The organism is Lichenicoccus roseus (genome assembly GCF_005844085.1).
Taxonomy (GTDB): Bacteria; Pseudomonadota; Alphaproteobacteria; order Acetobacterales; family Acetobacteraceae; genus Lichenicoccus; species Lichenicoccus roseus.
This window is the reverse complement of the sequence record NZ_VCDI01000001.1, coordinates 298,702-324,471: the sequence shown is the minus strand read 5'-3', so window position 1 is coordinate 324,471 and position 25,770 is coordinate 298,702. Positions and strand designations below refer to the sequence as shown.

General features: G+C 69.5%; 28 protein-coding genes. 15 read left to right on the top strand and 13 right to left on the bottom strand.

Translation table 11 applies throughout. From position 1 onward, the window contains the following. The first annotated feature begins 38 nt into the window (after positions 1–38). The 12 genes from FE263_RS01455 (at position 39) to bioD (ending at position 12,424) form a co-directional block, all read left to right on the top strand. Positions 39–1,067 carry a dipeptidase gene (locus tag FE263_RS01455; RefSeq protein ID WP_138324171.1) on the top strand — a complete coding sequence of 343 codons (1,029 nt, stop codon included), beginning with the start codon at positions 39–41 and terminating at the stop codon, positions 1,065–1,067. A gap of 275 nt (positions 1,068–1,342) precedes the next feature. Next, on the top strand, positions 1,343–2,290 hold the full coding sequence (locus FE263_RS01450) for a 2OG-Fe(II) oxygenase (RefSeq protein ID WP_138324170.1): 948 nt from the start codon (positions 1,343–1,345) through the stop codon (positions 2,288–2,290). Between the two features lie 64 nt (positions 2,291–2,354). Beyond that, positions 2,355–3,674, top strand: coding sequence for a glycosyltransferase family 4 protein (locus tag FE263_RS01445; protein WP_138324169.1), 1,320 nt, complete (start codon positions 2,355–2,357; stop codon positions 3,672–3,674). 678 nt (positions 3,675–4,352) lie between these two features. After that, a complete protein-coding gene (gene uvrC, locus FE263_RS01440) occupies positions 4,353–6,296 on the top strand; it encodes an excinuclease ABC subunit UvrC (RefSeq protein WP_138324168.1) in 1,944 nt (647 codons plus the stop codon). A gap of 82 nt (positions 6,297–6,378) precedes the next feature. Then, on the top strand, positions 6,379–6,969 hold the full coding sequence (gene pgsA / locus FE263_RS01435) for a CDP-diacylglycerol--glycerol-3-phosphate 3-phosphatidyltransferase (protein ID WP_138324167.1): 591 nt from the start codon (positions 6,379–6,381) through the stop codon (positions 6,967–6,969). Between the two features lie 32 nt (positions 6,970–7,001). After that, a complete protein-coding gene (mobB, locus tag FE263_RS01430) occupies positions 7,002–7,568 on the top strand; it encodes a molybdopterin-guanine dinucleotide biosynthesis protein B (protein ID WP_240758934.1) in 567 nt (188 codons plus the stop codon). A 121-nt stretch (positions 7,569–7,689) separates the two neighbouring features. Continuing rightward, positions 7,690–8,277 carry a hypothetical protein gene (locus FE263_RS01425; RefSeq protein WP_240758933.1) on the top strand — a complete coding sequence of 196 codons (588 nt, stop codon included), beginning with the start codon at positions 7,690–7,692 and terminating at the stop codon, positions 8,275–8,277. A 27-nt stretch (positions 8,278–8,304) separates the two neighbouring features. Continuing rightward, positions 8,305–8,577, top strand: coding sequence for a molybdopterin converting factor subunit 1 (gene moaD / locus FE263_RS01420; protein WP_138324165.1), 273 nt, complete (start codon positions 8,305–8,307; stop codon positions 8,575–8,577). Then, complete coding sequence (locus FE263_RS01415; RefSeq protein ID WP_240759006.1) at positions 8,574–9,038, top strand: molybdenum cofactor biosynthesis protein MoaE; 465 nt, start codon at positions 8,574–8,576, stop codon at positions 9,036–9,038. The genes moaD and FE263_RS01415 overlap by 4 nt, the downstream gene beginning before the upstream one ends. A 121-nt stretch (positions 9,039–9,159) precedes the next feature. After that, a complete protein-coding gene (locus FE263_RS01410) occupies positions 9,160–10,362 on the top strand; it encodes an aminotransferase class I/II-fold pyridoxal phosphate-dependent enzyme (protein ID WP_205880228.1) in 1,203 nt (400 codons plus the stop codon). Then, on the top strand, positions 10,359–10,982 hold the full coding sequence (locus FE263_RS01405) for an alpha/beta fold hydrolase (RefSeq protein WP_205880227.1): 624 nt from the start codon (positions 10,359–10,361) through the stop codon (positions 10,980–10,982). The genes FE263_RS01410 and FE263_RS01405 overlap by 4 nt, the downstream gene beginning before the upstream one ends. Then, the gene (gene bioD, locus FE263_RS01400; RefSeq protein WP_138324163.1) at positions 10,979–12,424 is read left to right on the top strand and encodes a dethiobiotin synthase; all 1,446 of its coding nucleotides are present in this window, start codon (positions 10,979–10,981) and stop codon (positions 12,422–12,424) included. The genes FE263_RS01405 and bioD overlap by 4 nt, the downstream gene beginning before the upstream one ends. Here the strand turns inward: bioD and lexA are convergent. Both lexA and FE263_RS01390 read right to left on the bottom strand, forming a co-directional pair. Further along, positions 12,418–13,197 (bottom strand): transcriptional repressor LexA, encoded by a 780-nt coding sequence (lexA, locus tag FE263_RS01395; RefSeq protein WP_138324162.1) that lies wholly within the window; start codon positions 13,195–13,197, stop codon positions 12,418–12,420. The two genes, bioD and lexA, sit on opposite strands and share 7 nt — an antisense overlap. A 165-nt stretch (positions 13,198–13,362) precedes the next feature. Next, on the bottom strand, positions 13,363–14,565 hold the full coding sequence (locus tag FE263_RS01390; protein WP_138324161.1) for a molybdopterin molybdotransferase MoeA: 1,203 nt from the start codon (positions 14,563–14,565) through the stop codon (positions 13,363–13,365). Between the two features lie 141 nt (positions 14,566–14,706). On the opposite strand from FE263_RS01390, the gene rpmG reads away from it, so the two are divergent. After that, complete coding sequence (rpmG, locus tag FE263_RS01385; RefSeq protein ID WP_138324871.1) at positions 14,707–14,874, top strand: 50S ribosomal protein L33; 168 nt, start codon at positions 14,707–14,709, stop codon at positions 14,872–14,874. Between the two features lie 42 nt (positions 14,875–14,916). Here rpmG and FE263_RS01380 read toward each other — a convergent pair whose 3' ends face one another. Then, the gene (locus tag FE263_RS01380) at positions 14,917–15,246 is read right to left on the bottom strand and encodes an FtsB family cell division protein (protein ID WP_138324160.1); all 330 of its coding nucleotides are present in this window, start codon (positions 15,244–15,246) and stop codon (positions 14,917–14,919) included. Positions 15,247–15,417: 171 nt separating this feature from the next. Here FE263_RS01380 and FE263_RS01375 point away from each other — a divergent pair, with 171 nt between their 5' ends. Then, on the top strand, positions 15,418–16,305 hold the full coding sequence (locus FE263_RS01375) for a dimethylarginine dimethylaminohydrolase family protein (RefSeq protein ID WP_138324159.1): 888 nt from the start codon (positions 15,418–15,420) through the stop codon (positions 16,303–16,305). A gap of 17 nt (positions 16,306–16,322) precedes the next feature. Here the strand turns inward: FE263_RS01375 and eno are convergent, their stop codons facing one another. Beyond that, positions 16,323–17,600: a phosphopyruvate hydratase gene (gene eno, locus FE263_RS01370; RefSeq protein ID WP_138324158.1), complete on the bottom strand. Its 1,278-nt coding sequence runs from the start codon at positions 17,598–17,600 to the stop codon at positions 16,323–16,325. 146 nt (positions 17,601–17,746) lie between these two features. On the opposite strand from eno, the gene FE263_RS01365 reads away from it, so the two are divergent. Then, positions 17,747–18,226 carry a DUF3429 domain-containing protein gene (locus FE263_RS01365; protein WP_171033878.1) on the top strand — a complete coding sequence of 160 codons (480 nt, stop codon included), beginning with the start codon at positions 17,747–17,749 and terminating at the stop codon, positions 18,224–18,226. A gap of 2 nt (positions 18,227–18,228) precedes the next feature. On the opposite strand, the gene FE263_RS01360 is transcribed toward FE263_RS01365, so the two are convergent. The 9 genes from FE263_RS01360 to tpiA form a co-directional block, all read right to left on the bottom strand. Next, on the bottom strand, positions 18,229–18,834 hold the full coding sequence (locus FE263_RS01360) for a DUF1989 domain-containing protein (RefSeq protein ID WP_138324156.1): 606 nt from the start codon (positions 18,832–18,834) through the stop codon (positions 18,229–18,231). After that, complete coding sequence (gene gntA / locus FE263_RS01355) at positions 18,824–19,519, bottom strand: guanitoxin biosynthesis heme-dependent pre-guanitoxin N-hydroxylase GntA (RefSeq protein WP_138324155.1); 696 nt, start codon at positions 19,517–19,519, stop codon at positions 18,824–18,826. Before gntA ends, FE263_RS01360 begins: the two co-directional genes overlap by 11 nt. 193 nt (positions 19,520–19,712) lie before the next feature. Continuing rightward, positions 19,713–20,186 (bottom strand): hypothetical protein, encoded by a 474-nt coding sequence (locus FE263_RS01350; RefSeq protein WP_408886125.1) that lies wholly within the window; start codon positions 20,184–20,186, stop codon positions 19,713–19,715. A gap of 108 nt (positions 20,187–20,294) precedes the next feature. Continuing rightward, positions 20,295–20,741, bottom strand: coding sequence for a YidB family protein (locus FE263_RS01345; RefSeq protein WP_138324154.1), 447 nt, complete (start codon positions 20,739–20,741; stop codon positions 20,295–20,297). Positions 20,742–20,770: 29 nt separating this feature from the next. Then, positions 20,771–21,589, bottom strand: coding sequence for a 3-deoxy-8-phosphooctulonate synthase (gene kdsA / locus FE263_RS01340; protein WP_138324153.1), 819 nt, complete (start codon positions 21,587–21,589; stop codon positions 20,771–20,773). A 10-nt stretch (positions 21,590–21,599) separates the two neighbouring features. Next, entirely contained in the window at positions 21,600–23,228 is a 1,629-nt protein-coding gene (locus FE263_RS01335) for a CTP synthase (protein ID WP_138324152.1), read from the bottom strand. A 45-nt stretch (positions 23,229–23,273) separates the two neighbouring features. After that, complete coding sequence (locus FE263_RS01330) at positions 23,274–24,587, bottom strand: flavin monoamine oxidase family protein (protein ID WP_171033877.1); 1,314 nt, start codon at positions 24,585–24,587, stop codon at positions 23,274–23,276. Between the two features lie 4 nt (positions 24,588–24,591). Next, complete coding sequence (gene secG / locus FE263_RS01325; RefSeq protein ID WP_138324150.1) at positions 24,592–24,939, bottom strand: preprotein translocase subunit SecG; 348 nt, start codon at positions 24,937–24,939, stop codon at positions 24,592–24,594. Positions 24,940–24,955: 16 nt separating this feature from the next. Next, complete coding sequence (gene tpiA, locus FE263_RS01320) at positions 24,956–25,729, bottom strand: triose-phosphate isomerase (RefSeq protein ID WP_138324869.1); 774 nt, start codon at positions 25,727–25,729, stop codon at positions 24,956–24,958. Between the last annotated feature and the right edge of the window lie 41 nt (positions 25,730–25,770).

The following is a 25,770-nucleotide window of genomic DNA, read 5'->3' as shown; positions in this document are numbered from 1 at the left end:
TTGCGCAACCGGCGAGGTTGTCGTTGGGTTGCAGCAGCATGACCGACATCCACGCGCTGCACCGCTCGATCCTCACCCTGGACAGCCATATCGACATCCCCTGGCCCGGCAGCGCGGCCGACGACCCCTTCACCGACACCGCGAAGCGACGCGTCGACCTGCCGAAGATGCTGCGTGGCAGCCTGCGGGCAGGCTGTTTCGCCGCCTACATCCCGCAGGGGCCGCGCGATCCGGCCGGCTACGAGGCGGCATCGGCGCGCGCCCTGGCGATGCTGGATGCGATAGCGGCGATGGGCAGCTCCCGCGACGGCATCGCATCGAGGCTGTGCACCGACAGCGACGCGATCGAGGCGGCGTTCGCGGACGGCGCCATCGCGATCGTGCCGGCGGTCGAGAACGGCCACGCGATCGGCGAGGATCTCGGTGTGCTGGCGCAGCTTCGTGCCCGCGGCGCGCGCTACATGACGATGACGCACAACGGGCACAACGCGCTGGCGGACTCCGCCATCCCGCGTCGCGACCTGGCCGATGCCGAGACCCTGCACGGTGGCCTGAGCCCGCTTGGTCGCGAGGCGATCGCCGAGATGAACCGGCTCGGCATGCTGGTCGACGTGTCGCACCTGTCGCGCCAGTCAATGCTGCAGGCGGCGATGCACTCCAGGACGCCGGTGGTTGCGACGCATTCGTGCGTCCGCGCGCTGTGCGACCATCCGCGCAATCTCGACGATACCCAGCTTGACGCGCTGCGTGATACGGAGGGCCTGATCCAGATCACCGCGATGCCGTCCTTCCTGCGCCGGAAGCCGGACGCGGCATCGGCGTCGGTGAAGGATTTCGTTGATCACCTGGACTACGTCGTGCAGCGCATCGGCGTGGCGCATGTCGGCATCAGCTCCGACTTCGACGGCGGCGGCGCGATTGCCGGCTGGTCCAACGCGGCGGAGAGCGAGGCGGTGACGGCGGAGCTGGTGTCGCGCAGCTATGGACATACGGAGATATCCGCTTTCTGGGGTGGCAACTTCCTGCGCTTGTTGCGACAAGCAGACGCGGTCGCAGAGCAGGGCTGACCACGCTTCTCTGACGGCGGCGTAGTCGAAACGAAGTATTAACGCGTAAAAGGTTACGCTTCACTTGCAATCCGCAAGGCTGAAAGCGCACATCCTCATCAGAACATTTTGTCAGGCCGCAACGCTGTCGTAACGACCGGTTCCTGGTTTGGCATTGTCTGACCTGCGATTTTCACGATAACCAACCGCTACCGAATTTTTTGTCTGCTTGTCTCGCCGCCTGAGGAGGTCGCCATCGAGCGCGACCCGCCTCTCGACACGAACGGAGGTTTTCCATGTCTGCTTCGGCTACTCTTGCTGCGTCCGGATCCGCCACCGCGCGCCAGGCTTCCTCGCCGGGTGCGGTTCCCGGGCAGGCCGCAGCTTCGGGTCAGGCCGCGGCTCCGGTGCAGCTGCAGCCGACCTATTCCTCCGACGGGCTCAACGAGGCCCTGCTCGACGAGGCCACGGTCCTGTCGCTGCGCCAGCTTTTCGACGCCGCGTCGCCGTTTCCCCATCTGGTCATCGACGGGCTGTTCGATCCCGCCATGCTGGAGCGCGTCGCGGCCGACTACGACAAGCTGAACCGCGAGGACTGGATCAAGTACGAGACCGCCAACGAGGTGAAGTTCGGCACCCGTCCGAATGTCCGTCTCGGGCCGGGCAGCCAGGCCTACTTCGACACCATCCACCGCGCCAAGTTCACCGGCTTCCTGAGCGGCATCACCGGCATCCAGGCGCTTGTGCCCGACCCGATGCTGCGCGGCGGCGGGCTGCACGAGATCCCGGTCGGCGGCAAGTTCAAGGTGCATGTCGACTTCACCCGCCATGTCGACACCAAGCTCGACAACCGGCTGGTCTTCATCACCTACCTCAACAAGGGCTGGCAGCCGGAGTGGGGCGGAGCGCTGGAGCTGTGGACCCGGGAGGCCTGCACCCGTGAGGTAGTGCCGGTGTTCGGGCGCTCGATCGTGTTCGCCCATACCGCGCACAGCCTGCACGGCCATCCGGCCCCGGTGGCGACGCCGGACGGACGCACCCGCCGCTCGGTGGCAGCCTATTTCTACACCAACGGCCGCCCCGACCCGACCCCGGCCGAGCGCATCACCACCCAGTTCCTCAACCCGGAGATCCCGGTGGTGCCGCTGCGCGAGCGGGCCTCGAAGGCGGTCCGCTACGTGCTGCCGCCGATGGTGATGGACGGATTGCGGCTGGCGAAGCCGCTGCTCCGTCGTGGCCGCTAGCTGACCCAGAGACGCATCGGCCGCGCCAGGCGCGCGTCCGCCAGAATGCCCAGGATCGCCGAACATGGTCTTGCTCGACTTCGACCGCTTCCAGGATCACCAGACGGCCGACGGGCCGGGCCCCGCCAGCGCGACGGCGTGGCCAGGCATGCTTGCCCCCGTGCCCGGTGGGCAGGAGGCCATGCTGGCTGACCTCGTGATCCAGCACGGCGCGAGCAGTCCGCGTCCCGACCTGTGCTGGCAATATACCAGGCAGACCCGTCGGGCGCTGCGCCTCGGCATCATCGCGTCCGAATTCCCGCCCGGCCATGGCGGGATGCAAGAGCATGCCCGTGGCCTGGTGGAGAATCTGTCGCTGGACCACGAGCTTGTCGTCTACACCAGCCAGGCGATGGCGACCGAGATCCCCGGCCGCAACGTGACCTTGCGCCCGGTGATGCGCTGGCACGTGGCCGATGACGCGGCGCTGCTGCAGCAGGAGCCGGTCGATGCTTGGATCACCCTCAATGCCGGCCTGAGCCCCTACAGCCGCGTCCTGAAGGCGCCGCTGTTCGCCTACGTGCACGGCAACGACTTCACCCGCCCGTGGTATCCGATGCCCGGCCGCGTGATGCGCAACACCGGCCGCGTCTGCGGCGACTCCATCGTGCAGCGCTGGCGCAGTCGGCAGATCGGCCTCGGCCTGCGCGGCGCCCGCTGGGTGTTCGCGAACAGCGCCTTCTCGCGCGACCTGTGCGCCGACCTGTACGGGATCCCGGCCGCGAACTTCACGGTGGTGCATCCGGGCATGCGCCCCGATTTCTTCCGCCAGACCAACCCGGGCCCGAGCAGCCGGCTGCGGCTGGTCACGGTGGCGCGGATCGACTCGAGCGCGCGGCGCAAGAACATCGAGGGCGTGCTGGAGGCGATCGCGCTGCTGAAGGGCGAGATCGACTGCAGCTACACGGTGATCGGCGACGGCGACGACCTGGCGCGCCTGATCTGCATGTCCGACCGGCTTGGCCTCACCGGCATGGTCCGCTTCCTCGGCTCGGTCAGCACCGAGCGGGTGATCGAGGAGTTCGGACGTAGCGACGCCTTCATCATGGCGGTGAAGCCGAGCGGGGTCGATGTCGAAGGCTTCGGTATGGTGTATGCGGAGGCCGCCGCCACCGGACTGCCCTCGATCGCCACCACCATGGGCGGCATCCCGGAAGTGATCGAGGATGGCGTGACCGGGATGCTGCTGCGGGACGTGACGGCCGGCGGGATCGCGGAGTCGCTGCGGACGTTCCATGCACGCCGCCACGCCTTCGACCGCGAGACGATCCGCGCCAAGGCCCAGCGTTTCGGCGCCGCCCCCTGCGCTGCGGCGATGGCGGACGTCATCGACACGATGATCTAGCAGGCACCGCGGCCCGAGCGCCGGCTCCGGGGACCCGGGAGCCGGCAGGGGATATGACTGCGGTTGTTTACCTACGTCCTGAGTGTGTCGCCGGGGGCACACAAGGTGTGCTCAAGTTTTTCGGCCGGTCTCATTATCCAGACAGATGCTCACAGAAGCGTGAGACGTCTCCCGCCGAGAACGAAACATGACTCTTGGCGGCTAACCCTGATCGCGCCGGCCGAAGAATTGTCCACCACGCGCGTTGACACCGGGCTGAAACTCCTCTCCTCGCTTTTAAGTCATTGTTATGACGAGGCTCAGACCGAACAAATCAGCAATAACAATAGTTTATCGACGAGTGCCTCGTTCGTAGGCAAACCGCGCAAGGCCAGGAAAATCGCCGTCTAGACGATTCTGTCTGCCATCCTCCCACAGACTTATCCACAAGATCAGTGGATGCTTTGCGGTTGGTATCCGATAGCTGCCACACGCGACACGTGTGGAAGGCGGAACAGCCGGATCGTCGCCAATGGCCCCCGGATGGCAGCTTCGTTTGCCTCGAATCTAGGCAATGATGAAGAAGCCGTGTTCCTCCGGCATCCGGAGCGGAGTTTCCGCCGCCGCTCCACAGGGTTCTCCACAGAAACGGTGGATGAAGCGCTCCCAGACACCGGCGGATCGCACTAGATGTGCCGCATGCCAGAAACCCAGCCGCCGCCGGACCAGGCGGCCCCGCTTCCCGCACTCGATCCCTTGCCGCCCGGCGTCGCCGCCATCGAGCGCGCGCTGCTGACCATGCCGTTGGCGCCTGGCGTCTATCGCATGCTCGATGCACGCGGCGGGGCGCTCTATGTCGGCAAGGCGCGCTCGCTGAAGAAGCGGGTCTATTCCTACACCCAGGTGGCGAGGCTGCCCGAGCGGCTGCGCCGCATGGTGTCCGAGACGGTGTCGATGGAGATCGTCACCACCCACACCGAGGCCGAGGCGCTGCTGCTCGAGGCCAACCTGATCAAGCGCCTGAAGCCGCGCTTCAACATCATGCTGCGCGACGACAAGAGCTACCCGTGGCTCATGCTGTCGGAGAACCACGCCTTTCCGCAGATCGCCAAGCATCGCGGCAAGCCGACCAAGGGCGCCAGCTACTGGGGTCCGTTCGCCTCCGCCTGGGCGGTCAACCAGACCGTCACCGCGATGCAGCGTGTGTTCCTGCTGCGCTCCTGCGCCGACACCGTGTTCGCGTCGCGCACGCGGCCCTGCCTGCTGCACCAGATCAAGCGCTGCTCGGCGCCGTGCGTGGATCGCATCGACAAGGAAGGCTACGACCGGCTGGTGGGGCAGGCGCGCGCCTTCCTGTCGGGCAAGGCGGGAACCGTGCAGCGCGACCTCGCCATCGAGATGGAACAGGCGGCGGAGGCGCTGGAGTTCGAGCGCGCGGCCGCCCTGCGCGACCGCATACGCGGCCTGACCCATGTGCAGGGCAGCGGCATCATGAACCCGGCCTCGATCGAGGATGCCGACGTCATCGCGCTGTGGCAGGCAGCCGGGCAGTGCTGCGTGCAGGTGTTCTTCATCCGCGGCGGACGCAACAACGGCAACCGGGCATTCTTCCCCGCCAATGCGCGCGACGCCGAGGCGGCCGACATCCTCGGCGCCTTCATCGCCCAGTTCTACGACGACAAGCCGCCGCCGCCCTTGCTGCTGCTGAGCCACGAGCTGGCGGAGGCCGAGCTGATCGGCGAGGCGCTCAGCCTGCGCCTGGCCGGGGCGGGGATGGGAGGGCGCGGCCCACGCCGCGTCGAGCTCGCGGTGCCCCAGCGCGGCGAGAAGCGCCAGGTGCTGGAACATGCGATCACCAATGCCCGCGAGGCGCTGGAGCGCCGTCTGGCGGAAGGCGCCGGCCAGGCCAAGCTGCTCGAGGGTGTGGCGACCCTGTTCGGCCTCGAGACCTCGCCCGAGCGTATCGAAACCTACGACAACAGCCACATCATGGGCACCAACGCCTATGGCGTGATGGTGGTGGCCGGTCCCGAGGGGTTCACCAAGAACGCCTACCGGAAATACTCCATACGCGGCCCGATCGCCCCGGGCGACGATTTCGCGATGATGCGCGAGGTGCTTGAGCGCCGCTTCGGCCGCGCGCTCAAGGAGCAGGAGGAGGCCAGGCTGGAGGGGGGCAGTGGCGCCCGCACCGACTGGCCGGACCTGCTGCTGATCGATGGCGGCGCCGGACAGTATTCGGCGGTGCGCTCGGTGCTGGACGATCTCGGCGTCACCGACGTGAAGCTGGTCGCCATCGCCAAGGGTCCGGACCGCGACGCCGGCCGCGAGTGGTTCCATACCGGCGACGCGCCGCCGTTCCAGCTGCCGCCGCGCGACGCCGTGCTCTACTACCTGCAGCGGCTGCGCGACGAGGCGCACCGGTTCGCCATCACCACCCACCGCGCCGGCCGCTCGAAGGCGATCTCGAAGTCGGAGCTGGACGACATTCCCGGCATCGGCAGTGCCCGCAAGCGCGCGTTGCTGAACCATTTCGGTTCGGCGCGCGGCGTCAAGCAGGCCGGGCTGGTGGACCTGGAAGCCGCGCCCGGGATCAGCCGCGAGATGGCGCGCACCGTGTATGGGCACTTCCACCGGAGCTGAGGACACCGATAGCGGCGGCTCCGGGAATTAGCCCAGGCGCGGCGATACCAATTGGCCGTTCACTGCTCTAGGCTCGAAACCCATGCTGACCGACCTGCCCAACGTGTTGACCTTGTCGCGCATCGCGGCGATCCCGCTTCTGGTCGGGCTGGTCGCGGCACACGGCTCGGCCACCGATCTGTTCGCCTGCCTGGTCTTCATCGCAGCCGGTGTCACGGACTATCTCGACGGCCACATCGCCCGCTCCCGCAAGCAGTTCTCCGATCTCGGCCGGATGCTCGACCCGATCGCCGACAAGCTGCTGGTCGGCGCCTCCCTGATGGTGATGGCCGGGCTCGGCCGGCTGCCGTTCGGCGGCCTGTATCCTGCAATCGTGATCCTGCTGCGCGAGATCATGGTCAGCGGCCTGCGCGAGCATCTCGCCGCCTCGCGGGTCAGCCTGCCGGTCACCCGGCTCGCCAAGTGGAAGACCACGGTGCAGATGGTGGCGATCGGCACCCTGCTGGCCGGCGACAGCACTGCCCGGCTGCTGCAGATCGGCTGGCTGCCGGTCGGCCTGATCGGCGCGGTGCTGCTCTGGCTCGCGGCGCTGCTCACCCTGGTGACCGGCTGGGACTACCTCTCCACCGGGTTCCGCCATGTCCGCCCGCCCGCCTCGAAGGTCGTGCCCTGACCGGACCGGATGCGGCCGGCCCCGGAGGTCCGGTGCTCGGGATCGTCGGACGGTCCGGCAGCGGCAAGACCACGCTGATCACGGCCCTGCTCGAGCGCTTCACCGGCCAGGGGCTGCTGGTTTCGACGGTGAAGCACACCCACCACGCCGTCGATCTCGACCAGCCCGGCAAGGACAGCTTCCGGCATCGCGAGGCCGGTGCCCATGAAGTGATGCTGGTCGGCGATGCGCGCTGGGCCCTGCTGCACGAGCGTCGATCCCGTCCGGCCGCCGGGGGACCCGGGCAGGATGAGCTGGCGGAGGTGCTGCGGCGGCTGGCGCCGGTCGACCTGGTGCTGGTCGAGGGGTTCGCCCGCACCTTGGGACCGCGTATCGAGGTGGTGCGCGAGGCGATCGCCTCCGGTGCCGGCAAGACGCCGCTCTGGCCGGACGATCCGGGGGTGGAGGCCGTCGCCTCCGACGTCAGGCCCGCCGGTTTCGGCCGGTCCTGGCTGCCGTTGGACGATCCCGGCGCAATCGCCGGCTGGATCGTGCAACGCTTCGGTCTGGACATCGGCCGGCCATGCGCGATGCGGGACAGCAACGAATTGCCGCACTGACCGGCTGTTCGGACAACATCTCTTGAGGATTGCAGGCCGGACGGGCACTTTGCCGCCGGGAGCGGTGGCGACGCCGCGAGGGGATTATGAAATGCGGCGTTCTGCATTGCTTTGCAGGTTGGTGCTTCCGTCGGTTCTGCTGCTCGGAGGCTGCTCGGGCCTCGGCAAGTTCTTCCACGATACCGTCACGCTGCCGGGCATGAATCCGAACCTGCCGTCCGGCCTGAGCGAGAACAAGATCCGCTCGGAGGGTCACCGGTTCGACGAGGCGCCGCTGCTGCCGGAGCGCGGCAACGTCTGGCCCGGGCCGCCGCAGCCGCTGCCCACCCTGTCGGATGTCTCGAAGGAGCAGGGCGATGGCCTCGGCGGCGGCAGCGGCGGCGGGTCGCGCTCGCCACTGTCCGGCGGTGCCCCGGGGCTGCGCGACGGCGGTAGCATGGGGATGGGTGAGAACGACGCCATCGAGCACGGTGTGACGTCGGAGGGCGGCCCGTCCGGCAGTTCGAATGCCTATGACGGCTTCGGTGGCGCCGGCGGCAGCCTTGCCGACCCGACCGTCAGTGCAGCCGGCAAGCCGCCGCACCCGTCCGCAAAGCCGACCGGTAGCGATGGGGTGGCGCGTCCGATCGTGATCCCGAACGGCGACGGCACCAGCACCGTCATCGGTCCGGATGGCAGCGTGCAGACCGTCAACGGGACGCCTAAATAGAGACCGTCACTGTCCGGTCCCGTCCGCATGCCTGCCTCCGCCACCTCCCTGCACATACTCTATTTCGCCTGGCTAAAGGACCGGCTCGGCCGCGGCGAGGACAACCTCGACCTTCCCGCCGGGGTCGTCGACGTGGCCGGGCTGCGGGCGTGGCTTCGGGCGAGCGACCCGGCGTTCGAGGGCATCTTCAACGCCGGCGGCCGGGTGCGCGCCGCGGTGAATCAGAAGTTCGCCGGTGATGGCACGCCGGTGCGCGGTGGCGACGAGGTCGCATTCTTCCCACCGGTGACCGGCGGCTGATGATCCGGATCGCCGTCCAGGAGGCGCCGTTCGATACCGGTGCGGAGATCGCGGCGCTGGCCGGGATGGGAGCGGGTGGGCTCGCCAGCTTCATCGGCATCGTGCGCGGCGGCGGCGAGGCCGGCGACGCGCTGCGGGCCCTGGTGCTGGAGCATTATCCCGGCATGACCGAGCGCGCGATCGCCGGCGTGGCGGAGACCGCCCTGCAGCGATTCGCGCTGCTCGGCTGCACTGTGATCCACCGCATCGGCCGGCTGCCGGTCGGCGCCCCGATCGTGCTGGTGCTGGCGGCGTCGCGCCACCGCCAGGCGGCGCTGGATGCCACCGGCTTCATGATCGACTGGCTGAAGACGGCTGCGCCGTTCTGGAAGCAGGAGATCTTCGCCGATGGCCGCACGGCCTGGGTCGAGGCACGCCCGGCCGACGACGAGGCCACCGCCCGCTGGGCCCGTGCAGGCTAGAGCATGATCCGATCGCTCATGATCTGCTCCTCGCCTGGTCGAGCAGCTTTGTCCGACACCTGGTATCGCAGGGCGATCCCAGTTGATCGGATGCTGCCCTAGCGCCGGCATCGTCGCGGTCGTGGGATCGAGGTTCGACAGGCTGTTCGAGGACGCACTGCAGGCGTTGTCCGACCGCTCGCTGCGCCGTAGCCCGCGCGCCGTGCACCCGGACGGCGCCGGCCGGCTGCGCCTGGACGGGCGAACGCTGCTCAATCTCTCCGGCAACGACTATCTCGGGCTGTCGCAGCACCCCGCGGTGATCGCGCGCGCGGTCGAGTGGACCCGGCTCTACGGCACCGGCGCCGGGGCGTCGCGCCTGGTCAGCGGCACCCTGCAGGCGCACGTCCAGGTCGAGGCGAGGCTCGCCGCCTTCAAGAAGTGTGATGCGGCGCTGCTGTTCGCGTCCGGCTGGCAGGCCAATGCCGCGGTGCTGCCGGCGCTGCTGCGGGCCGCATCGGGCGCGGGCCAAGGGGAGGGGCGGGGTGAGCCGCTGGTGTTCACCGACCGGCTCAACCACGCCAGCCTGCACCAGGGCTGTGCCGCCGCCGGCGTGCGCCAGATCCGCTATCGGCATAACGATCTCGACCATCTCGAGCGCCTGCTGGCCAGCCGGCGGCAGGCGAGCGGCACACGCTTCATCATCACCGAGAGCGTGTTCAGCATGGATGGCGACCGCGCAGACCTGACCCGGCTGGCCACCCTGGCGCAGGCGCACGAAGCCTTCCTGTTCGTCGACGAGGCCCATGCCACCGGCGTACTGGGCCCGGGCGGGCGCGGGCTGGCGGCGGGGATCGAGGGCATCGATTGCGTCATGGGCACCCTGAGCAAGGCGTTCGGCAGCTTCGGCGCCTATGTCGCCGGCTCGCGTCCGCTCTGCGACCTGCTGGTCAACAGCTGCTCCGGCTTCATCCACAGTACCGCCCTGCCGCCGCCGGTGCTGGGCGCCATCGACGCAGCCCTCGACCTGCTGCCGGGGATGGAGGACGAGCGCGCGCATCTGGCCACCCAGTCTGCCCGGCTGCGTGCCGTCCTGCTCGATCTCGGCATCGGCACCGCCGGGTCGACGACACAGATCGTGCCGGCGCTGCTGGGGCCTCCGGAGCGCGCGCTGGCGGCCAGTGCCGCGCTGGAACGCGAAGGCGTGCTGACGACCGCCATCCGGCCGCCGACGGTGCCCGCGAACACCTCGCGGCTCCGCTTCGCGCTCAGCGCGCTGCACGACGAGGCGGCGATCGGGCGGCTGATCGAGCTGTTGCCGGGCTGCCTGCGCGAGGCGGCGTGACACCGCGGCTGCGCTTCGAGAACGGCTGGGCAATGCCGGCCGGGGTGTGGGACGGGGTGCGGGCGGAGCTTGCCCGGGCCGGCCTGCCGCCCTCTGGTGGCGGGGCGGGCGCCACGCCGGTGCTGGCGGTCGGCCATTCGCTCGGGGTGCTGCGGCTGTTGCTGGAGCCGCCGCCCGGCATGGTCGGGCTGGTGGCGATCAACGGCTTCACCCGGATGACGGCGGGCCCGGATTTTCCGGCGGGCATCGACCCGCGCGTTTTGCGGCGCATGGCGCAGCGGCTGTCGCAGGAGCCCGGGGCGACGGTCGCGGCGTTCCGCGAGCGCTGCGGCTGGCTTTCACCCCGGGGCGGGGTGGAGGCGCCGGAGGTATCGTCGCTCGCGGCTGGCTTGCGCCTGTTGCGGGAGGGCGATGGACGTGCGGCCCTTGCCGCCCTGCGTTGCCCGGTTCTGGCTCTTGCCGGTTCGGACGATCCGATCGTGACGTCGGCGATGACCCGGGACAGCTTCGCCGGCCTGCAATCGCTGCGCTGGGTGGAGGGTGGCGGCCATCTGCTGCCGCTGACGCATCCGGGCGCCTGTGCGGACGCCATACGCGACCTGCTGGGCGTGCTTCGATGAGCCGCAAGCAAGCGATCGGCGAGCGGTTCGGCAACGCCTCGGATCGCTACGCGCGCCATGCGGTGGTGCAGCGGTGGGCGGCGGCGCGGCTTGCCGACCGCATCGTCGTCACCGGCTGTGGGCCGGCGGCGCCGGGGCGGAAGCTGCGCGTCCTCGAGATCGGGGCCGGCACCGGCCTGCTGACGGAGGCGCTGCAGCGTCGCCTTGCCGGGTCGGGCATCGAAGCGGAGTGGACGGTGACCGACCTGTCGCCGGCGATGCTGGACCGCGCTCGCGACGCACTGGCACGAGCCCGTCCGGTCCATCGGCCGCGGTATCTGGTGATGGATGCGGAGCAGCCGGCGGTGCGCGGTGGCTACGACCTCATCTGCGGCAGCCTCGCGATGCAGTGGTTCCTTGATCGCGAGCTCACGCTCGGCCGCCTGGCGGCGTTGCTGGCCCCGGACGGTGTCCTCGCCGTCTCGACGTTGTGCGCGGGAAGCCTGGCGTCCTGGCATGCCGCGCTACGAGCGGAGAGGCTGCAGCCGGCCGGCTTGGACTTGCCGACCGCCGGGCAGCTGCAGACCGAATGGCCCGGCGGTGGTCATGGAGCATGGTCGGTCGAGACGGTGCTGCAGGCGCATGCGAGCGGCATGGATTTCCTGCGCGGCCTGCGCGGCATCGGGGCCGATCTTGGCCGGGAGGGTCTGCGCCCGGCCGATCCGCTGGCGCTGCGTCGGTCATTGCGCCGTTTCGAGCGCGAGCACGGCGCCACTGCCAGTTATTGCATCGGCATCGGGCTGTTCCGCCGCTCCAGCCGGCGCGGGGTGTTCGTCACCGGCACCGGCACCGGCATCGGCAAGACCCTGGTGGCGGCCTGCCTGGTGCGGGCGTGGCAGGCGTCCTACTGGAAGCCGCTGCAGACCGGGATCGATGACGACGTGGCCGACAGCGTCACGGTCGTGCAGCTCGCCGGCCTGCCGCCTGGGCGTCTGTTGCCGCCAACCCATGTCCTGCGTGCGCCGCTGTCTCCGGAGGCCGCCGCACGCCTGGAGGGTGTCGCCATCGACGCCGCCTCGATCCGGCTACCCGCCACAATGGATGGGCCGCTGGTGGTCGAGGGTGCCGGCGGTCTGATGGTGCCGATCGCCGACGGCGAGCTGATGATCGACCTGATCGCGCGGCTGCGGCTGCCGGTGGTGCTGGTGGCATCGAGCACGCTCGGCACCATCAACCACACGTTGCTCAGCCTCGAGGCGTTGCGGGCGCGCGACCTGCCGGTCCTGGGGGTGATCCTCAGCGGGCCGCCGACACCGGGCAACCGGGAGGCGATCGAACGGCACGGGAAGGTACGGGTGCTGGCGGAGGTGCCGATGCTCGACCGGGTGGACGCCGCATCTGTCGAGGCCGCAGCGGCGTTGATGCCGACCCTGGAATCGCTCCTGGCCCTGGGCGTTCAGTAGCGGCGCATCAGACCCACGAGACGTCCCTGCACGCGCACCCGATCGACCGGCACGATGCGGGTCTCGTAGCGCGCGTTGGCTGGCTCCAGTGCGATGGCATTGCCGCGGCGGCGCAGGCGCTTGAGCGTAACCTCCTGGTCGTCGATCAGGGCGACGATGATCTGGCCGTTCTCCGCGGTCTCCTCCTTGCGGATGATGACCGTGTCGCCGTCGAAGATGCCCGCCTCGATCATGGAGTCGCCGGCAACCTCGAGGGCATAGTGCTCGCCGCCGCCGAGGAGCGACATCGGCACCTGGACGTGGTTGCCGGTGTCGCGCAGGGCCTCGATCGGCAGGCCGGCGGCGATCCTGCCATACAGCGGCAGCTGCACCGCGCCGGCATCGGCGGCCGCGCGTACGCCGGGAAGCCGCTGGCTGAAATCGCCGCGTATGACATTCGGCGAAAAGGCGCCGGCCTCGGTCGCGCCGGTCTCCGCAGCAACCGGCCCCACTCCGACCGGCCCGGCTGCAACCGGCTCCGGAACCGTCAGGCCAACGGCCTCGGCCGCCGTGCCGGGCTGCTCCGGTAGGCGCAACACCTCCAGCGCGCGGGCGCGATGATGCCTGCGGCTCAGGAAGCCGCGCTCCTCGAGCGCGGAGATCAGGCGGTGGATGCCGGACTTCGACCGCAGGTTCAGCGCGTCCTTCATCTCGTCGAAGCTGGGCGAGAAGCCGGTCTCCTTGAGGTGACGATCGATAAAGCCGAGCAATTCGTGCTGCTTGCGCGTGAGCATCGAGACATCCCATCGGTCGATCGCCATCGGCGAGCCGACCCCCCGCGGGGCCAGCCACGCCTTGCCGGGCCCCTGAACAAAACAGGAAACCGGCCTGAATGTTCTATATAGGTTCCGGTTATCGCGTCAAGCCGCCCGCTGTGATGCCTACGGTTCCAGCCGGGCCTACAACCCCAGCCGGTCGAGCCTGATGATGTCGACCCGGTCGCCGGCGGCGGCGGCGGCGGCGTGCGGCGCGCGCAGGACCAGCGCCTCGGAGAGCGCGAGCCGGCGCAGCATGCCCGAGTCCTGGCGCGGGAACGGCACCACCAGCAGGTCGCCGGCGTCATCGCGTGAGATGGAGGCTCGCAGATGGTCGGCGCGCTGGTCGTTGGCCGGAAGTGCCGCGCCGAGCCGGGCGGTCTCGATCTCCGGCTGTGCCGCGCTGTCGCCCGACAGGCGGCCGATCGCCGGCAACAGGAACAGCACGGCGCAGACCAGGGCGGAGACCGGGTTGCCGGGCAGTCCGAGCACCGGCGTGCCGCCGACGGTGCCATGCATCAGCGGCTTGCCCGGGCGCATCGCGATCTTCCAGAAGTCGATGGCGAAGCCGCGCTCGGCGAGGCCCGCCTGCACCAGGTCGTAGTCGCCGACGCTGGCGCCGCCGATGGTCACCAGCATGTCGCAGCGCAGGCCGTCGAGGCTGCCCGCGATCGCGGCGATGCTGTCGCGCGCCGGCGGCAGCACCAGGGGTTCGGCGCCAGCGGCCCGGATGGCGGCGGCGAGCATCGGGGTATTGGAGTTGGCGATGCCGCCCGGCGGGATCGGCTCGCCCGGCAGGGCGATTTCGTCACCGGTCGCCAGCACGGCGATCACCGGGCGGCGGTGGCAGGTGATCCAGGGCCGGTTCGCCGCCGCGGAAACCCCGATATCGCGGGCGCCGAGCTTGCGGCCGGCCGGGACCACCGTGTCGCCAACAAGGAAATCCTGCCCCATGCGCCGGATGTGGCGGCCCACGGCGACGGCCTCGTTCACCGTCACCCGATCGCCGTCGCGGGTCGCGTTCTCCTGGATCAGCACCGTGTCGGCCCCGTCGGGCAGCAGGCTGCCGGTGAACAGCCGCACGCAGCTTCCCGGATCGACCCGCCCGGTGAACGGGTGCCCGGCCGGCGCGGTGCCGACGACGGCGAGGACGCTGCCGGGCACGGTGTCGCCGGCGCGCACCGCGTAGCCGTCCATCGCCGAGATGTCCGCCGGCGGATTAGACAGCCGGGCCTCCAGCGGACGCGCCGCGACCCGGCCGAGGGCGGCATCGAGCATGACCTGCTCGAGGCCGGTCGGACGCAGGCCGTCGATGATGCGGCTACGCGCTTCGGCTACGCTCAGCATGGATGCGCAGATCCGCAGGGCGGGAAGCAGCATCGCATGTCAGGTTTGCTCTTGACCTCGCAAGCCACTACGCGCCATTTCGCGCTCCTTGAGCCTCTGGCGCCGGCATGGTGCAGCGGGGCCGCAGTTGCGGGGTTTTCCATGGCCAAGTCCAACACCATCCAGATCCGGCTCGTGTCCACCGCGGACACCGGCTATTTTTACGTCACCAAGAAGAACGCCCGGGCGCAGACCGGCAAGATGGAACTGCGCAAGTACGATCCCGTCGCGCGCAAGCACGTCGCGTTCAAGGAAGCCAAGATCAAGTAGGCACCGGCGGCCTTGGCGGGCCGGACTTCCGGCCCGCGTCGATCAATACAGGCGGTTGTTCGCGCCGTACGGCACCACGATGTCGTTCGGGTCCGCGAGGTTAAGCATCGCGCGCGAGCGTTCGTCGAGCGTGTCGGCATCGAGGGCGCGATCGCGCAGGCCAGACACCCGCTGCGTCCAGGCGGCCTGCTCGGCGATCGCCGCCGCCTTGCCATCCTCCGCCCGGGCCAGCAGGTGCAGCTGGTCGGAATAGCTCCGCAGCCCATGGGCGCCCTGGGTGGCATTCCACGAGAAGTATGCCACCAGACCCAGGAAAAACGCCGGCGCGCAACCGGCTTTCAGCCTGCGCTTCATCGATCGTTTGAAGCTCATGCCGCACACCCTTGATTGCAGGGACTTCCTGCCTGGCCCAGCAGGCCCGACGCGATTGCGACTTTTCACGAACCCCGAGCAGCTCCGCAAGCGCAATTTCACGCCGGCGTGAGAAAATCCTGCTACGGGAGCCGGCAGAGCGCCCCACCTCGATCGGAGCCGTCTTCACGCATGACCACAGCCATACCCGCCTCTCGGCCTGCCACCTTCCTGGCTCCCACCTTCCTCCTGGTCGAGCCGTCGCACTACGACGTGTCCTACACCATCAACCCCTGGATGCAGCCCGGGGTCTGGGCGGAGGATCCGGATGGCCACCGGCGGGAGGCGCAATCCGCTTTCGCTTCACTGGGCGAGGCGTTGCGGGCCGCCGGGGCGCAGGTCGAGATCGTGGACGGGGTGGCCGGGCTGCCTGACATGGTGTTTCCCGCCAACGGCGGCATCGTGCTGGACCGCCGGGCGCTGCTGGCGCGGTTCCGCCATCCGCAGCGACAGGGCGAGGCGCCGGCATTCCGCGCGGCCTTCGAAGGCTTCGTCGCCCGCGGCCTGATCGACGAGGTCATCACGCTTCCGGCCGGCATGACCCAGGAGGGCGCCGGCGACTGCATCTGGGACCGTACCCGCAAGCTCGCCTGGACCGGCTACGGCCCGCGCTCCTCCCCCGGAGCACCGGCCTTCATCGCCGAGACCTTCGACATCGAGGTGCGGCGGCTGGAGCTGGCGACCGACCGCTTCTACCACCTCGACACCTGCTTCTGCGTGTTGCCAGGTGGCGAGGTGCTGTACTACCCACGGGCGTTCTCGCGGGAGGGCAACGCGCTCATCCGCGATACCGTGTCCGCCGACCTGCTGATCGAGGCCAGCGACGACGACGCAGCCCGCTTCTGCGTCAACGCGGTGGCACTCGACCGCAGCGTCGTCATGGCGACGCCGGCGGAGCGGCTGGTCGGCGTGCTGCGCGAGCGCGGCTACACCGTGAGCCCGGTGGCGCTCGACCCGTTCATCCTGTCCGGCGGCGGCGCCTACTGCATGACGCTCCGCCTCGACCTGCGGACGCGCTAGCGCCCGCGGGTCGCGTCTCAGTGCCTGAGGATGGTGCGGCCGGCGTAGCGGGCAGCCGAACCGAGCTCCTGCTCGATGCGGATGAGCTGGTTGTACTTGGCCGTGCGGTCCGACCGTGACAGCGAACCGGTCTTGATCTGGCCGCAATTGGTGGCGACCGCGAGGTCGGCGATGGTGGCGTCCTCGGTCTCGCCGGAACGGTGGCTCATCACCGCGGTATAGCCCGCCTTGTGCGCCAGCTCGACCGCTTCCAGCGTCTCCGACAGCGTGCCGATCTGGTTCACCTTGACCAGGATCGAGTTCGCGGTGTGCGCCGCGATGCCGCGGCGCAGGCGCTCCGGGTTGGTCACGAACAGGTCGTCGCCGACCAGCTGCAGCTTGCCGCCCAGCACGCTGGTGAGGTGCGCCCAGCCTTCCCAGTCATCCTCGGCGAGGCCGTCCTCGATCGAGACGATCGGATAGCGCGCGGCGAGGTCCGCGAGGTAGGCCACCATGCCGGCGCTGTCGAACGACTTGCCTTCGCCGGTCATCTCGTAGCGGCCATCGCGGTAGAACTCGGTGGCGGCGCAATCGAGCGCGAAGGTGACGTCGTCGCCCGGGCGGTAGCCGGCCTTCTCGACCGCGGTGCTGATGAAGGCCAGCGCCTCGTCGGCGGATTTCAGGCCCGGCGCGAAGCCGCCCTCGTCGCCGACATTGGTATTGTGGCCGGCCGCCTTCAGGCCCTTCTTGAGCTGGGCGAAGATCTCCGAACCCATGCGCACGGCGTCCGCCAGCGTCGGCGCACCGACCGGCTGCACCATGAATTCCTGGATGTCGATCGGGTTGTCGGCGTGCTGGCCACCATTGACGATGTTCATCATCGGCACCGGCAGGGTGCGGGCGAACACGCCGCCGACATAGCGGTACAGTGGCACGCCGAGTTCGTTGGCGCTCGCCTTGGCCACCGCGAGCGAGACCGCGAGGATCGCATTGGCGCCCAGGCGCGACTTGTTGGGCGTGCCGTCGAGGTCGATCATCGCGTTGTCGATGGCGACCTGGTCGGTGGATTCCGCACCCTGCAGGGCGTCCAGGATCTCGCCCTCGGCGAACTCGACCGCCTTCAGCACGCCCTTGCCGCCATAGCGCGACGCATCGCCGTCGCGCAGCTCGGCGGCCTCGTGCGCGCCGGTGGAGGCGCCGGAGGGCACCGCGGCCCGGCCGGTTGCGCCGGAGGACAGCTCGATATCGACCTCGACGGTCGGGTTGCCGCGGCTGTCGAGGATCTGGCGGGCGGTGATATCGGTGATCGCGCTCATGGTCCGGTCATCCGTTCTGTTGCCGGCCAACTTGCATCTTACCGCGAGGATCGCAAGACCGTCCGGCGACGATCGCAACACCGGCGCGTCCGGCATCCCCGGGGCACCGGCGGGCGTTGGCAGCCCATGCCAGGCAGGAGAACAAGGTGATCAGGCGACTTCCCATCGTGGCTGTGGTGCTCGGCGTCGCCGGGCTGCTGCCGTTCCTCGGCTGCACGATCGGCATCCTGCTGTTCCCCGGCGAGGTGCCGGTGCCACGCCTGGTGATGGCGCTGATCGACTACGGCGCCGTCATCCTGGCATTTCTTGGCGGCGTGCACTGGGGTTTCGCACTGGAGCCGGCGCCTGGTCTGGTCGAGCCGACGCGCCCGTCGACCGACCGCAAGCGTCTGGCGCTGGGGGTCATCCCGTCTCTGATAGGCTGGGCGGCACTGCTGATCCCGCTGGTGTCGTCCCCGCTCGTGGCGGTGGCGCTGCTGGTGGTGGGCTTCGCGGTGACCACCATGGTCGAGCAGCAGGCGCAACGACGCGGCGCGGTGCCGGCGGCTTACATGGCGCTGCGCTGGGTGCTTACCGCGGTGGTGCTGATCTGCCTGATGACGGTGCTGCTCGACCGGATCTTCTGAAGTCAGTCGATCCGGTAGTGGATCGGCTTGAAGCTGTGGTTGTTGGACTGCAGAGCGGAGCAGGCGGTCAGGCCGACCACCAGGTCCTGCTCGGCCCGGAACCTCACGTAGTCGCCTGCGCGGCTGAGCGGCGGCGCCACGGTGAGCGCGCCGGTGTCGCCGTCGACACGGACATTCATGAAGACGTTGAAGGCAATCGGGATGCGGTCGGGTCCGATACCGTAGGGCCCTAGCGCATCCGCCAGGTTGCCGAAGCAGCCGCGATGCGGATGGGTGTCGCCATAGATGATCCGGAAGGTGTCGGCCGAGCAGGGCGTGAGCAGGAAGTCGTGCCGCCCTACCTGGTCCTCGACGATGCGCAGCATGACGTTGCTGCGGTTCGAATAGAGCGGATCCCCGGTGGTCAGGAACAGCCGGCTCGCATAGTCGAGGGTCCGACCCGAGGAGATCACCTCGTCGAGGTCATGCCGGTTGAAGGCCAGGAGGTCCGCGACCTGCTCGCCCCTGGGGTCGATCACCGTCAGCACCTGGCCGGCCTCGAGAGTGAAGGCGACCCCGGAGCGCGGCGGGATCTCATGTATCCCGGCCGGCAGGCCGTCATGCGGCATCGTCGCGCTCCCCGGGCCTGCGGAACGGACAGGCCCAGTCGTTGCCGACCGCGCGTCCGCTATATTGACGCGCCTCCGATACCTCGCCGTGCTGCGCCAGCATCGGGTTGATCGAGCCGTCCAGCGCCACGTCGCGGTCTAGGATGGTGCGGCGCAGGCGCTCGTACCGTCCCTCCGCCCGCAGCCGCTCGAACTGGTCGTGCATGTTGAACACCAGGACCGGCCGGTCGAAGCGGCGCGCCGCCCGGCTGGCGCCCGGATGCAGCCCGACCACGAAGAAGGCCTCGCCACCGAAGCTGAGCGAGAAATGCGGATCGTCGGGACTGCTGCTGACCCTGTTGTCGTAGGTCTCGCCGAACCACTGGTCCTTGTCGGAAAGCGACTGCACGCGATCCCAGAGATGGCGTTCGAATTCGTCCTCGCCGAGCCCGCCCGGCTCCTCGAACAGCACCGCGAAACTGCGGAACAGGGTATTGTCGCGGCGGTATTCGTCGATGAACTGCAGCAGCTCGGGATAGATACGCAGGTCATCCCAGGCCGAGCGCAGGTCTCGGGCAACCATGATGTTCATCTGTCCACGCGCCAGGGCCGATTTGGCGCCGACGCACGGGAAACCGCTATCCTCGATGAAGCCGCGGAACTGCCGCGCCAGTGGATGCTCCTGATCGGGAACCAAGTCTGCCATTCAAATCGTGCCCAGCCATCAACGTCGGCCTGGCTAACTCGTATCTGGGCGCTGACGTTCAACCAGGGATCCGTCACCTGACCGTGTGGCTTGGCGAAGCCACGCGAGGGTTACGGGCAATCAGGCATAGACTCAGCGGTTTGCCATGCGACCTTCGCAGTCGCATGGCTGCCTTGCAGGCGTGTGCTGCGGCTCAGCCCTTAAGCTTCCTGGTGCATTGGCTGTAGTAGCCCCCGCCTTTCTGGATCCACTTCATGCCGCCGTTGCCGGTGCCGGCCTTGTTGGCGTGATACTGGTCGAGGCAGGTGTGCATACGCGCCTTGCCCGCGCTCTCCTTGGCGTATTTCGGGTCGACCACGTTCGGAAAGACCGCCGCACCGGAAGCTGCCGCCGGCGCGGCGCTGCTGGACCTGAGCGCCGGCGCCACCGTGTCGCTGGCCGCCGGGGTCGCATTGGACGTGGCACCAGACGGCGCGCCGGTGGCGCACTCCTTGGCGCGGAAGGTCTTCCAGGTCTCGCCGTTGAGGCTGCCGGCGGATTTTGCCGCCTGATACTTGACGCTGCACTCCTTGGTGCTCAGCGCGTGCGCCGGGGCGGCAGCGAGGCCGGCAACGGCGAGGGCGGCTCCGAGGAACAGGCCGGAAGTGCCATAGGCGCGCATGGTCATGATCCTTCTGCGGGGGCTGCCCCGGTCTCGCCGGAGCAGCCCATGGTCCATCCCGGTTGTGTCGATTTCAAGACGGGTTGCCGGCCCTGGCCGGGCCGGCCGGCCGGATTACTTTCCGAGACCGCCGAGCCTGCCGATCAGGCCGGCGAAATCGAAGCCGCCGGCACCGCTGCCGCCCGGACCCTGCACGTCGCCCTGGGGCGGTACGGTGCCCTGTGGCGTGGTGGCGTCCACCGCATGCGGCAGGAAATGCGCCAGCACCTGCGACGCCATCCCGGCGGGCAGGCCGTGCTGCTGCGCCCAGGCATCGAGCTGCTCAGGCGGGAACACCTGGGAGATCTGCTCCGGCGATACCGGCAGGTTGTGGCCGTTGCCGACCCAGCTCTCCGCCTGGGCGCCGAGGCCGGACTGCTGGAATTTCGCCAGGATGCCAGCCGGGCCGCCGGCATCGTTGATCACCGTCGAGAGCAGTCCGCCCGCGCCTGCCTGCGCGTTCGAGCTGCCGCCCAGCATGCCGCCAAGCTGTCCAAGCAGATTACCGAAAACACCACTCATCGCCGTCTCCTGTTGCCATCGTTGACACGTCAGCCCTTGGCAATGCGGTCGAAGGCCAGAAGCCGCTCGAGTACCGCCTGCATGTCCCGGAACGGGATCATCGTCGGCCCGTCGCTGGGGGCGTGGTCGGGATCCTGGTGGGTCTCGATGAAGACCGCCGCCACGCCGACCGCGACCGCCGCCCGGGCCAGCACCGGGGCAAATTCACGCTGTCCGCCGGAAGCACCGCCGAGGGCGCCTGGCTGCTGCACCGAATGGGTGGCGTCGAACACTACCGGGTAGCCCGTCTGCGCCATGATCGGGAGCGCACGCATGTCGTTGACCAGGGTGTTGTAGCCGAACGAGGTGCCGCGTTCGGTCAGCAGGATGCGTGTGTTGCCGGTGGAGGCGATCTTGGCGGCGACGTTGGCCATGTCCCACGGCGCCAGGAACTGCCCCTTCTTGACGTTGACGGCGGCGCCGCTCTCACCGGCCGCCAGCAGCAGGTCGGTCTGCCGGCACAGGAAGGCCGGGATCTGCAGCACGTCGACCGCCTCGGCGGCAATCCGGCACTGCTCGGCCGCGTGCACGTCGGTCAGCACGGGTATGCCAAACTTCCGGCGGACGTCGGACAGGATCTGCAGCCCGGCCTGCATGCCAATGCCGCGCGCCGCCCCCAGGCTGGTGCGGTTCGCCTTGTCGAAGCTGCTCTTGTAGATCAGCCCGATGCCGAGCCGGCTGCAGAGCTCGTGCAGGGCTCCGGCCATCTCGTCGGCATGCGAAGCACTCTCGATCTGGCACGGCCCCGAAATCAGCGTGAACGGCCGGTCGTTGCCGACCTCCAGGGCGCCAATCCGTAAGGCCGTCACGGCGAATGCCTCATACCAGCCGGGCTTTCCTGACGGAGGCCTCGATGAAGCCGCGGAACAACGGATGCGGAGCGAACGGCTTGGACGTGAGTTCCGGATGATACTGCACGCCGATGAAGAAAGGATGGCGCGGGTACTCGACGATCTCCGGCAGCACCCCGTCCGGACTCAGCCCGGAGAACACCAGCCCGGCCGCCTCGAGACGCTCGCGATAGTGGATGTTGACCTCCCAGCGATGACGGTGGCGCTCCGAAACGGTGGTCGCGCCATACGTCGCCGCCACCCGCGAGCCCTCCTTCAGCACCGCCGGATAGGCGCCGAGCCGCATGGTGCCGCCGAGATCGCCGCCATCGCGCCGCAACTCGAGTTCGTCGCCGCGCGCCCACTCGGTCATCAGCCCGACCACCGGCTCGTCGGTCGGACCGAACTCGGTGGAGGAGGCCTGCGGCAGGCCGGCGAGGTTGCGGGCACATTCGATCACCGCCATCTGCATGCCGAAGCAGATGCCCAGGAACGGGATGCCGCGCTCGCGGGCGAACCGTACCGCCTCGATCTTGCCCTCCGAGCCGCGCTCGCCGAAGCCGCCCGGCACCAGGATGCCGTGCACGTCCTGCAGCCGCTCCAGGGCGCCGTCCTGCTCGAAGATCTGGCTGTCCACCCAATCGAGATGCACGCGCACGCGACTGGCGATGCCGCCATGGATCAGCGCCTCGTTGAGCGACTTGTAGCTGTCGAGCAGGGAGGTGTACTTGCCGACCACCGCGATGCGCACCTCGCCCTCCGGGTTGCGCATGGCGTCCAGCACCCGGTGCCAGCCCGACAGGTCGGGCTCGCCGTCGTGCGGCAGGCCGAAATGGCGCAGCACCTCGGTATCCATGCCCTCCTCGTGATACGAGATCGGGCAGGCGTAGATCGTATCCACGTCGAGCGCCGGCACCACGGCCTCCGGACGCACGTTGCAGAAATTGGCGATCTTGCGTCGCTCGCCCTCGGGGATCGGCCGGTCCGAGCGGCACAACAGCATCTGCGGCTGTATGCCGACATTCTGCAGCTCCTTGACGGAGTGCTGCGTCGGCTTGGTCTTGAGTTCGCCGGCGGATGCGATCCATGGCACCAGGGTGAGGTGGATGAACATGGTGCGCTCGGCGCCGAGGTCGTTTCGCATCTGCCGGATCGCTTCCAGGAACGGCAGGCTCTCGATGTCGCCGACGGTGCCGCCGATCTCGATCAGCGCGAAATCGAGGTCGGCGGTGTCGGCGACGATGGCTTCCTTGATGGCGTCGGTGATGTGCGGGATCACCTGCACGGTGGCGCCGAGATAGTCGCCACGGCGCTCGCGCGCGATCACGTCGGAATAGATCCGCCCGGTGGTGGCGTTGTCGGCGCGCGTCGCGTGCACGCCGGTGAAGCGCTCGTAATGCCCGAGATCGAGGTCGGTCTCGGCGCCGTCGTCGGTGACGAACACCTCGCCGTGCTGGTACGGGCTCATCGTCCCGGGATCGACGTTGAGATACGGATCCAGCTTGCGCAGCCGGACCTTGTAGCCGCGCGCCTGCATCAGGGCCGCGAGTGCCGCAGACGCGATACCCTTGCCGAGGGAGGAGACCACGCCGCCGGTGATGAATACGAACCGCGTCATGGGCGTTCGTCCTACACTGCGCAGGTCGGGCCGTGAACCCTCGGTCTAGCCAAGGGCCGCAAGGGAAGGCACGGAATGCAACCCAATGATGCACCGCAGCACCGCTTGCGCCGCGCGCTCGCCGTCGAGCATGGCGCCGCCGACGGTGCCGGCAAGGCCGTCGGCGCGGCAGGCCTCTCCGGCGAACGAGAGCCGCCCGTCGCAGAGCGGCCTCGACAGGGCTGCGCGCGATCCGGCCCGGCCGGGGCGGCAGTAGGCGTAGGCACCGCCAAACAACGGATCGGTGCCCCATCCGGTCACCAGGCCGCCTGCACCCGGCTCAGCGTCGGAGTCGGCCTCGCGCAGGATGGCGCGCGCCTCGGCCAGCGCCGCCTCGGGCCGGTCGGCCAGCGACCAGGCGTGGCGGCCGCCGAAGAAGCCGGCCACATACCCCAGGCCGTGCGGCCGCACCGAGACCAGCATGCCGGGGTCGCCTCTCTCCGGAACCTGCCGCTCGACCAGGGTGTCGTCCTCGATGGCGCCGACCGGTGCCGCCGCCGGCAGGGCAAGCTTGCTCAGCAGGCCCATCGGCAGGCCGTCGATGGCGTCGAGGATGTCGGGCGGCAGCTCCGGCTCGAAGGCGATGTGCCCGGAGCGCAGCACGCCGGTCGAAACCGTGACGATGACCGCGCGCGCGGTCAGGCAAGCGCCGTCGCACCGCAGGACGCAGCCGGTGCCACCCCAGGCGATGCCGCGGACGGGCGTGGCAAGCCGGGCCGGCCCCGCCAGCGGCCCGAGCAGGGTTTCGAGCAGCGTGCCGACGCCATCCGGCGGGCTGAGATTGTCGTCGTCCAGGACGTTTCGATGCCAGTCATGCAGGCTGAGCTCGCCGGCGTCGGCGGCGGCGATGATGGCGCCGTCCCAGTTCTCGATGCTGGCGGTCCAGGGATCGCCGGCGCGCGCCGATCCGGCCTCGGAGAGCGTGCAATCCGGCCCGCCGGCCCGCGCCGTCACCAGCGCCTCCCAGGCTGCGCGCGAGCTCTCGTAGGCGGCCTGCTCGGCGTCGGAAGCGGTCCGGCCAGCAACCAGCAGCCGCCGGCCGCCCCGGAAGGCCGGCTCCAGTGCGATGCCGCGGCGTCGGGCGAGGGCGACCAGCGGGTTGCGTTCGGCCGCGTGCAGCCAGGTGGCGCCGGTATCGAAGCAGGCGCCGCCCAGCAGCGCCGGATGCAGGGTGTGGGCGCGTCCGCCGATCCGGTCACCGGCCTCGATCAGGATACAGCGGCGTCCGGCGGCGCGTAGCACCGCACTGGCGGCGAGGCCGGCGGCGCCGGCGCCCACGATGGCGACATCGAACTCCGGACCTGTGTGGTCCGAGCGCATCGGGCTAGTGGGTGGGAACCGTCGGACCGGTCGGCTTCGGCGCTGCGACCGGCGCCTTCGGAGCTGCCGTCGGCGCATTCGTGCTCGTCGCAGGCTGGGCCAGGATATCGCGGCCGACACCGGCGGTGCCGCGGTTCAGCACGGCCAGCGCCAGCGACAGCACCATGAAGATCGCGGCGAGGACCGCGGTGGTGCGGGTCAGCAGGTTGGCGGTGCTGCGCCCGGTCATGAACGACCCCATGCCCTGGGTCGAGCCGATGCCCAGTCCGCCGCCCTCGCTGCGCTGGATCAGCACGGTGCCGATCAGGGCGAGGGTCACGAGCAGGTGCAGGATGAGCAGGAAGGTGGTCATGGGTGTCCGGTCGGCATCAGGCGGCGGGGTGGCCGGTGGCGGCCGACACGATGGTGAGGAAGTCGGCCGGCTTCAGGCTCGCACCCCCGACCAGGGCGCCGGACACCTCGGGTACTGCCAGGATGCTGGCGGCGTTGCCGGCATTCACCGAGCCACCGTACAGGATGCGTATGCCGCGTCCGGCGGTCTCGCCCATCTGGCGGACCAGCTCGGCACGGACGAAGCCGTGCATCGCGGCGATGTCCTCCACCGTGGCGGTGCGCCCGGTGCCGATCGCCCAGACCGGCTCGTAGGCGACGATGCCGCCGCTGCCGTCGGCGCCGCCGAAGCCGTCCGGCAGGCTGCCCTTGATCTGCCAGCCGACCGTGTCCTGCTGCTGGCCGCCGGCGCGCTGGTCCTCGCTCTCGCCGACGCAGACGATCGGGATCAGCCCGGCCTTCAGGGCGGCCACGGTCTTCTCGCGCACCGTCTCGTCGAGTTCGCCATGGTCACGCCGCCGTTCGGAGTGGCCGAGGATGACGTGGGTGGCGCCGAGGTCGCGCAGCATTTCGGGCGCGATGTCCCCGGTATGCGCGCCGCGCTCGGCGATATGGCAATCCTGCCCGCCCCAGGCGATCCCGCTGCCGGCCAGGATGCGTCCCACGGTCGCGACCTGGGTAAATGGCGGGAACACCACGACTACGGCCCCGGTCGGCGCCTTGACGAGACCGTCGCGCAGGGCCTGCGTCAGGGCCTCCGCATCCGCGGTCAGCCCGTTCATCTTCCAGTTGCCGGCGATGACCTGGCGCATCAGCAGTTCCCGCTCCGATCGGGAGCCTGACGCATCGCTCA

What these genes read in the sequence shown, in the direction of transcription:
- rpmG (WP_138324871.1), top strand. Translation starts at nt 14,707, where the DNA reads ATGGCCAAGTCCAACACCATCCAGATCCGGCTCGTGTCCACCGCGGAC.
- FE263_RS01350 (WP_408886125.1), bottom strand. Translation starts at nt 20,186, where the DNA reads ATGACCATGCGCGCCTATGGCACTTCCGGCCTGTTCCTCGGAGCCGCC.
- tpiA (WP_138324869.1), bottom strand. Translation starts at nt 25,729, where the DNA reads ATGCGCCAGGTCATCGCCGGCAACTGGAAGATGAACGGGCTGACCGCG.
- FE263_RS01455 (WP_138324171.1), top strand. Translation starts at nt 39, where the DNA reads ATGACCGACATCCACGCGCTGCACCGCTCGATCCTCACCCTGGACAGC.
- bioD (WP_138324163.1), top strand. Translation starts at nt 10,979, where the DNA reads ATGAGCCGCAAGCAAGCGATCGGCGAGCGGTTCGGCAACGCCTCGGAT.
- FE263_RS01445 (WP_138324169.1), top strand. Translation starts at nt 2,355, where the DNA reads ATGGTCTTGCTCGACTTCGACCGCTTCCAGGATCACCAGACGGCCGAC.
- moaD (WP_138324165.1), top strand. Translation starts at nt 8,305, where the DNA reads ATGCCTGCCTCCGCCACCTCCCTGCACATACTCTATTTCGCCTGGCTA.
- FE263_RS01375 (WP_138324159.1), top strand. Translation starts at nt 15,418, where the DNA reads ATGACCACAGCCATACCCGCCTCTCGGCCTGCCACCTTCCTGGCTCCC.
- FE263_RS01330 (WP_171033877.1), bottom strand. Translation starts at nt 24,587, where the DNA reads ATGCGCTCGGACCACACAGGTCCGGAGTTCGATGTCGCCATCGTGGGC.
- FE263_RS01335 (WP_138324152.1), bottom strand. Translation starts at nt 23,228, where the DNA reads ATGACGCGGTTCGTATTCATCACCGGCGGCGTGGTCTCCTCCCTCGGC.
- FE263_RS01390 (WP_138324161.1), bottom strand. Translation starts at nt 14,565, where the DNA reads ATGCTGAGCGTAGCCGAAGCGCGTAGCCGCATCATCGACGGCCTGCGT.
- pgsA (WP_138324167.1), top strand. Translation starts at nt 6,379, where the DNA reads ATGCTGACCGACCTGCCCAACGTGTTGACCTTGTCGCGCATCGCGGCG.
- FE263_RS01380 (WP_138324160.1), bottom strand. Translation starts at nt 15,246, where the DNA reads ATGAGCTTCAAACGATCGATGAAGCGCAGGCTGAAAGCCGGTTGCGCG.
- FE263_RS01345 (WP_138324154.1), bottom strand. Translation starts at nt 20,741, where the DNA reads ATGAGTGGTGTTTTCGGTAATCTGCTTGGACAGCTTGGCGGCATGCTG.
- eno (WP_138324158.1), bottom strand. Translation starts at nt 17,600, where the DNA reads ATGAGCGCGATCACCGATATCACCGCCCGCCAGATCCTCGACAGCCGC.
- FE263_RS01450 (WP_138324170.1), top strand. Translation starts at nt 1,343, where the DNA reads ATGTCTGCTTCGGCTACTCTTGCTGCGTCCGGATCCGCCACCGCGCGC.
- FE263_RS01360 (WP_138324156.1), bottom strand. Translation starts at nt 18,834, where the DNA reads ATGCCGCATGACGGCCTGCCGGCCGGGATACATGAGATCCCGCCGCGC.
- uvrC (WP_138324168.1), top strand. Translation starts at nt 4,353, where the DNA reads ATGCCAGAAACCCAGCCGCCGCCGGACCAGGCGGCCCCGCTTCCCGCA.
- lexA (WP_138324162.1), bottom strand. Translation starts at nt 13,197, where the DNA reads ATGCTCACGCGCAAGCAGCACGAATTGCTCGGCTTTATCGATCGTCAC.
- secG (WP_138324150.1), bottom strand. Translation starts at nt 24,939, where the DNA reads ATGACCACCTTCCTGCTCATCCTGCACCTGCTCGTGACCCTCGCCCTG.
- gntA (WP_138324155.1), bottom strand. Translation starts at nt 19,519, where the DNA reads ATGGCAGACTTGGTTCCCGATCAGGAGCATCCACTGGCGCGGCAGTTC.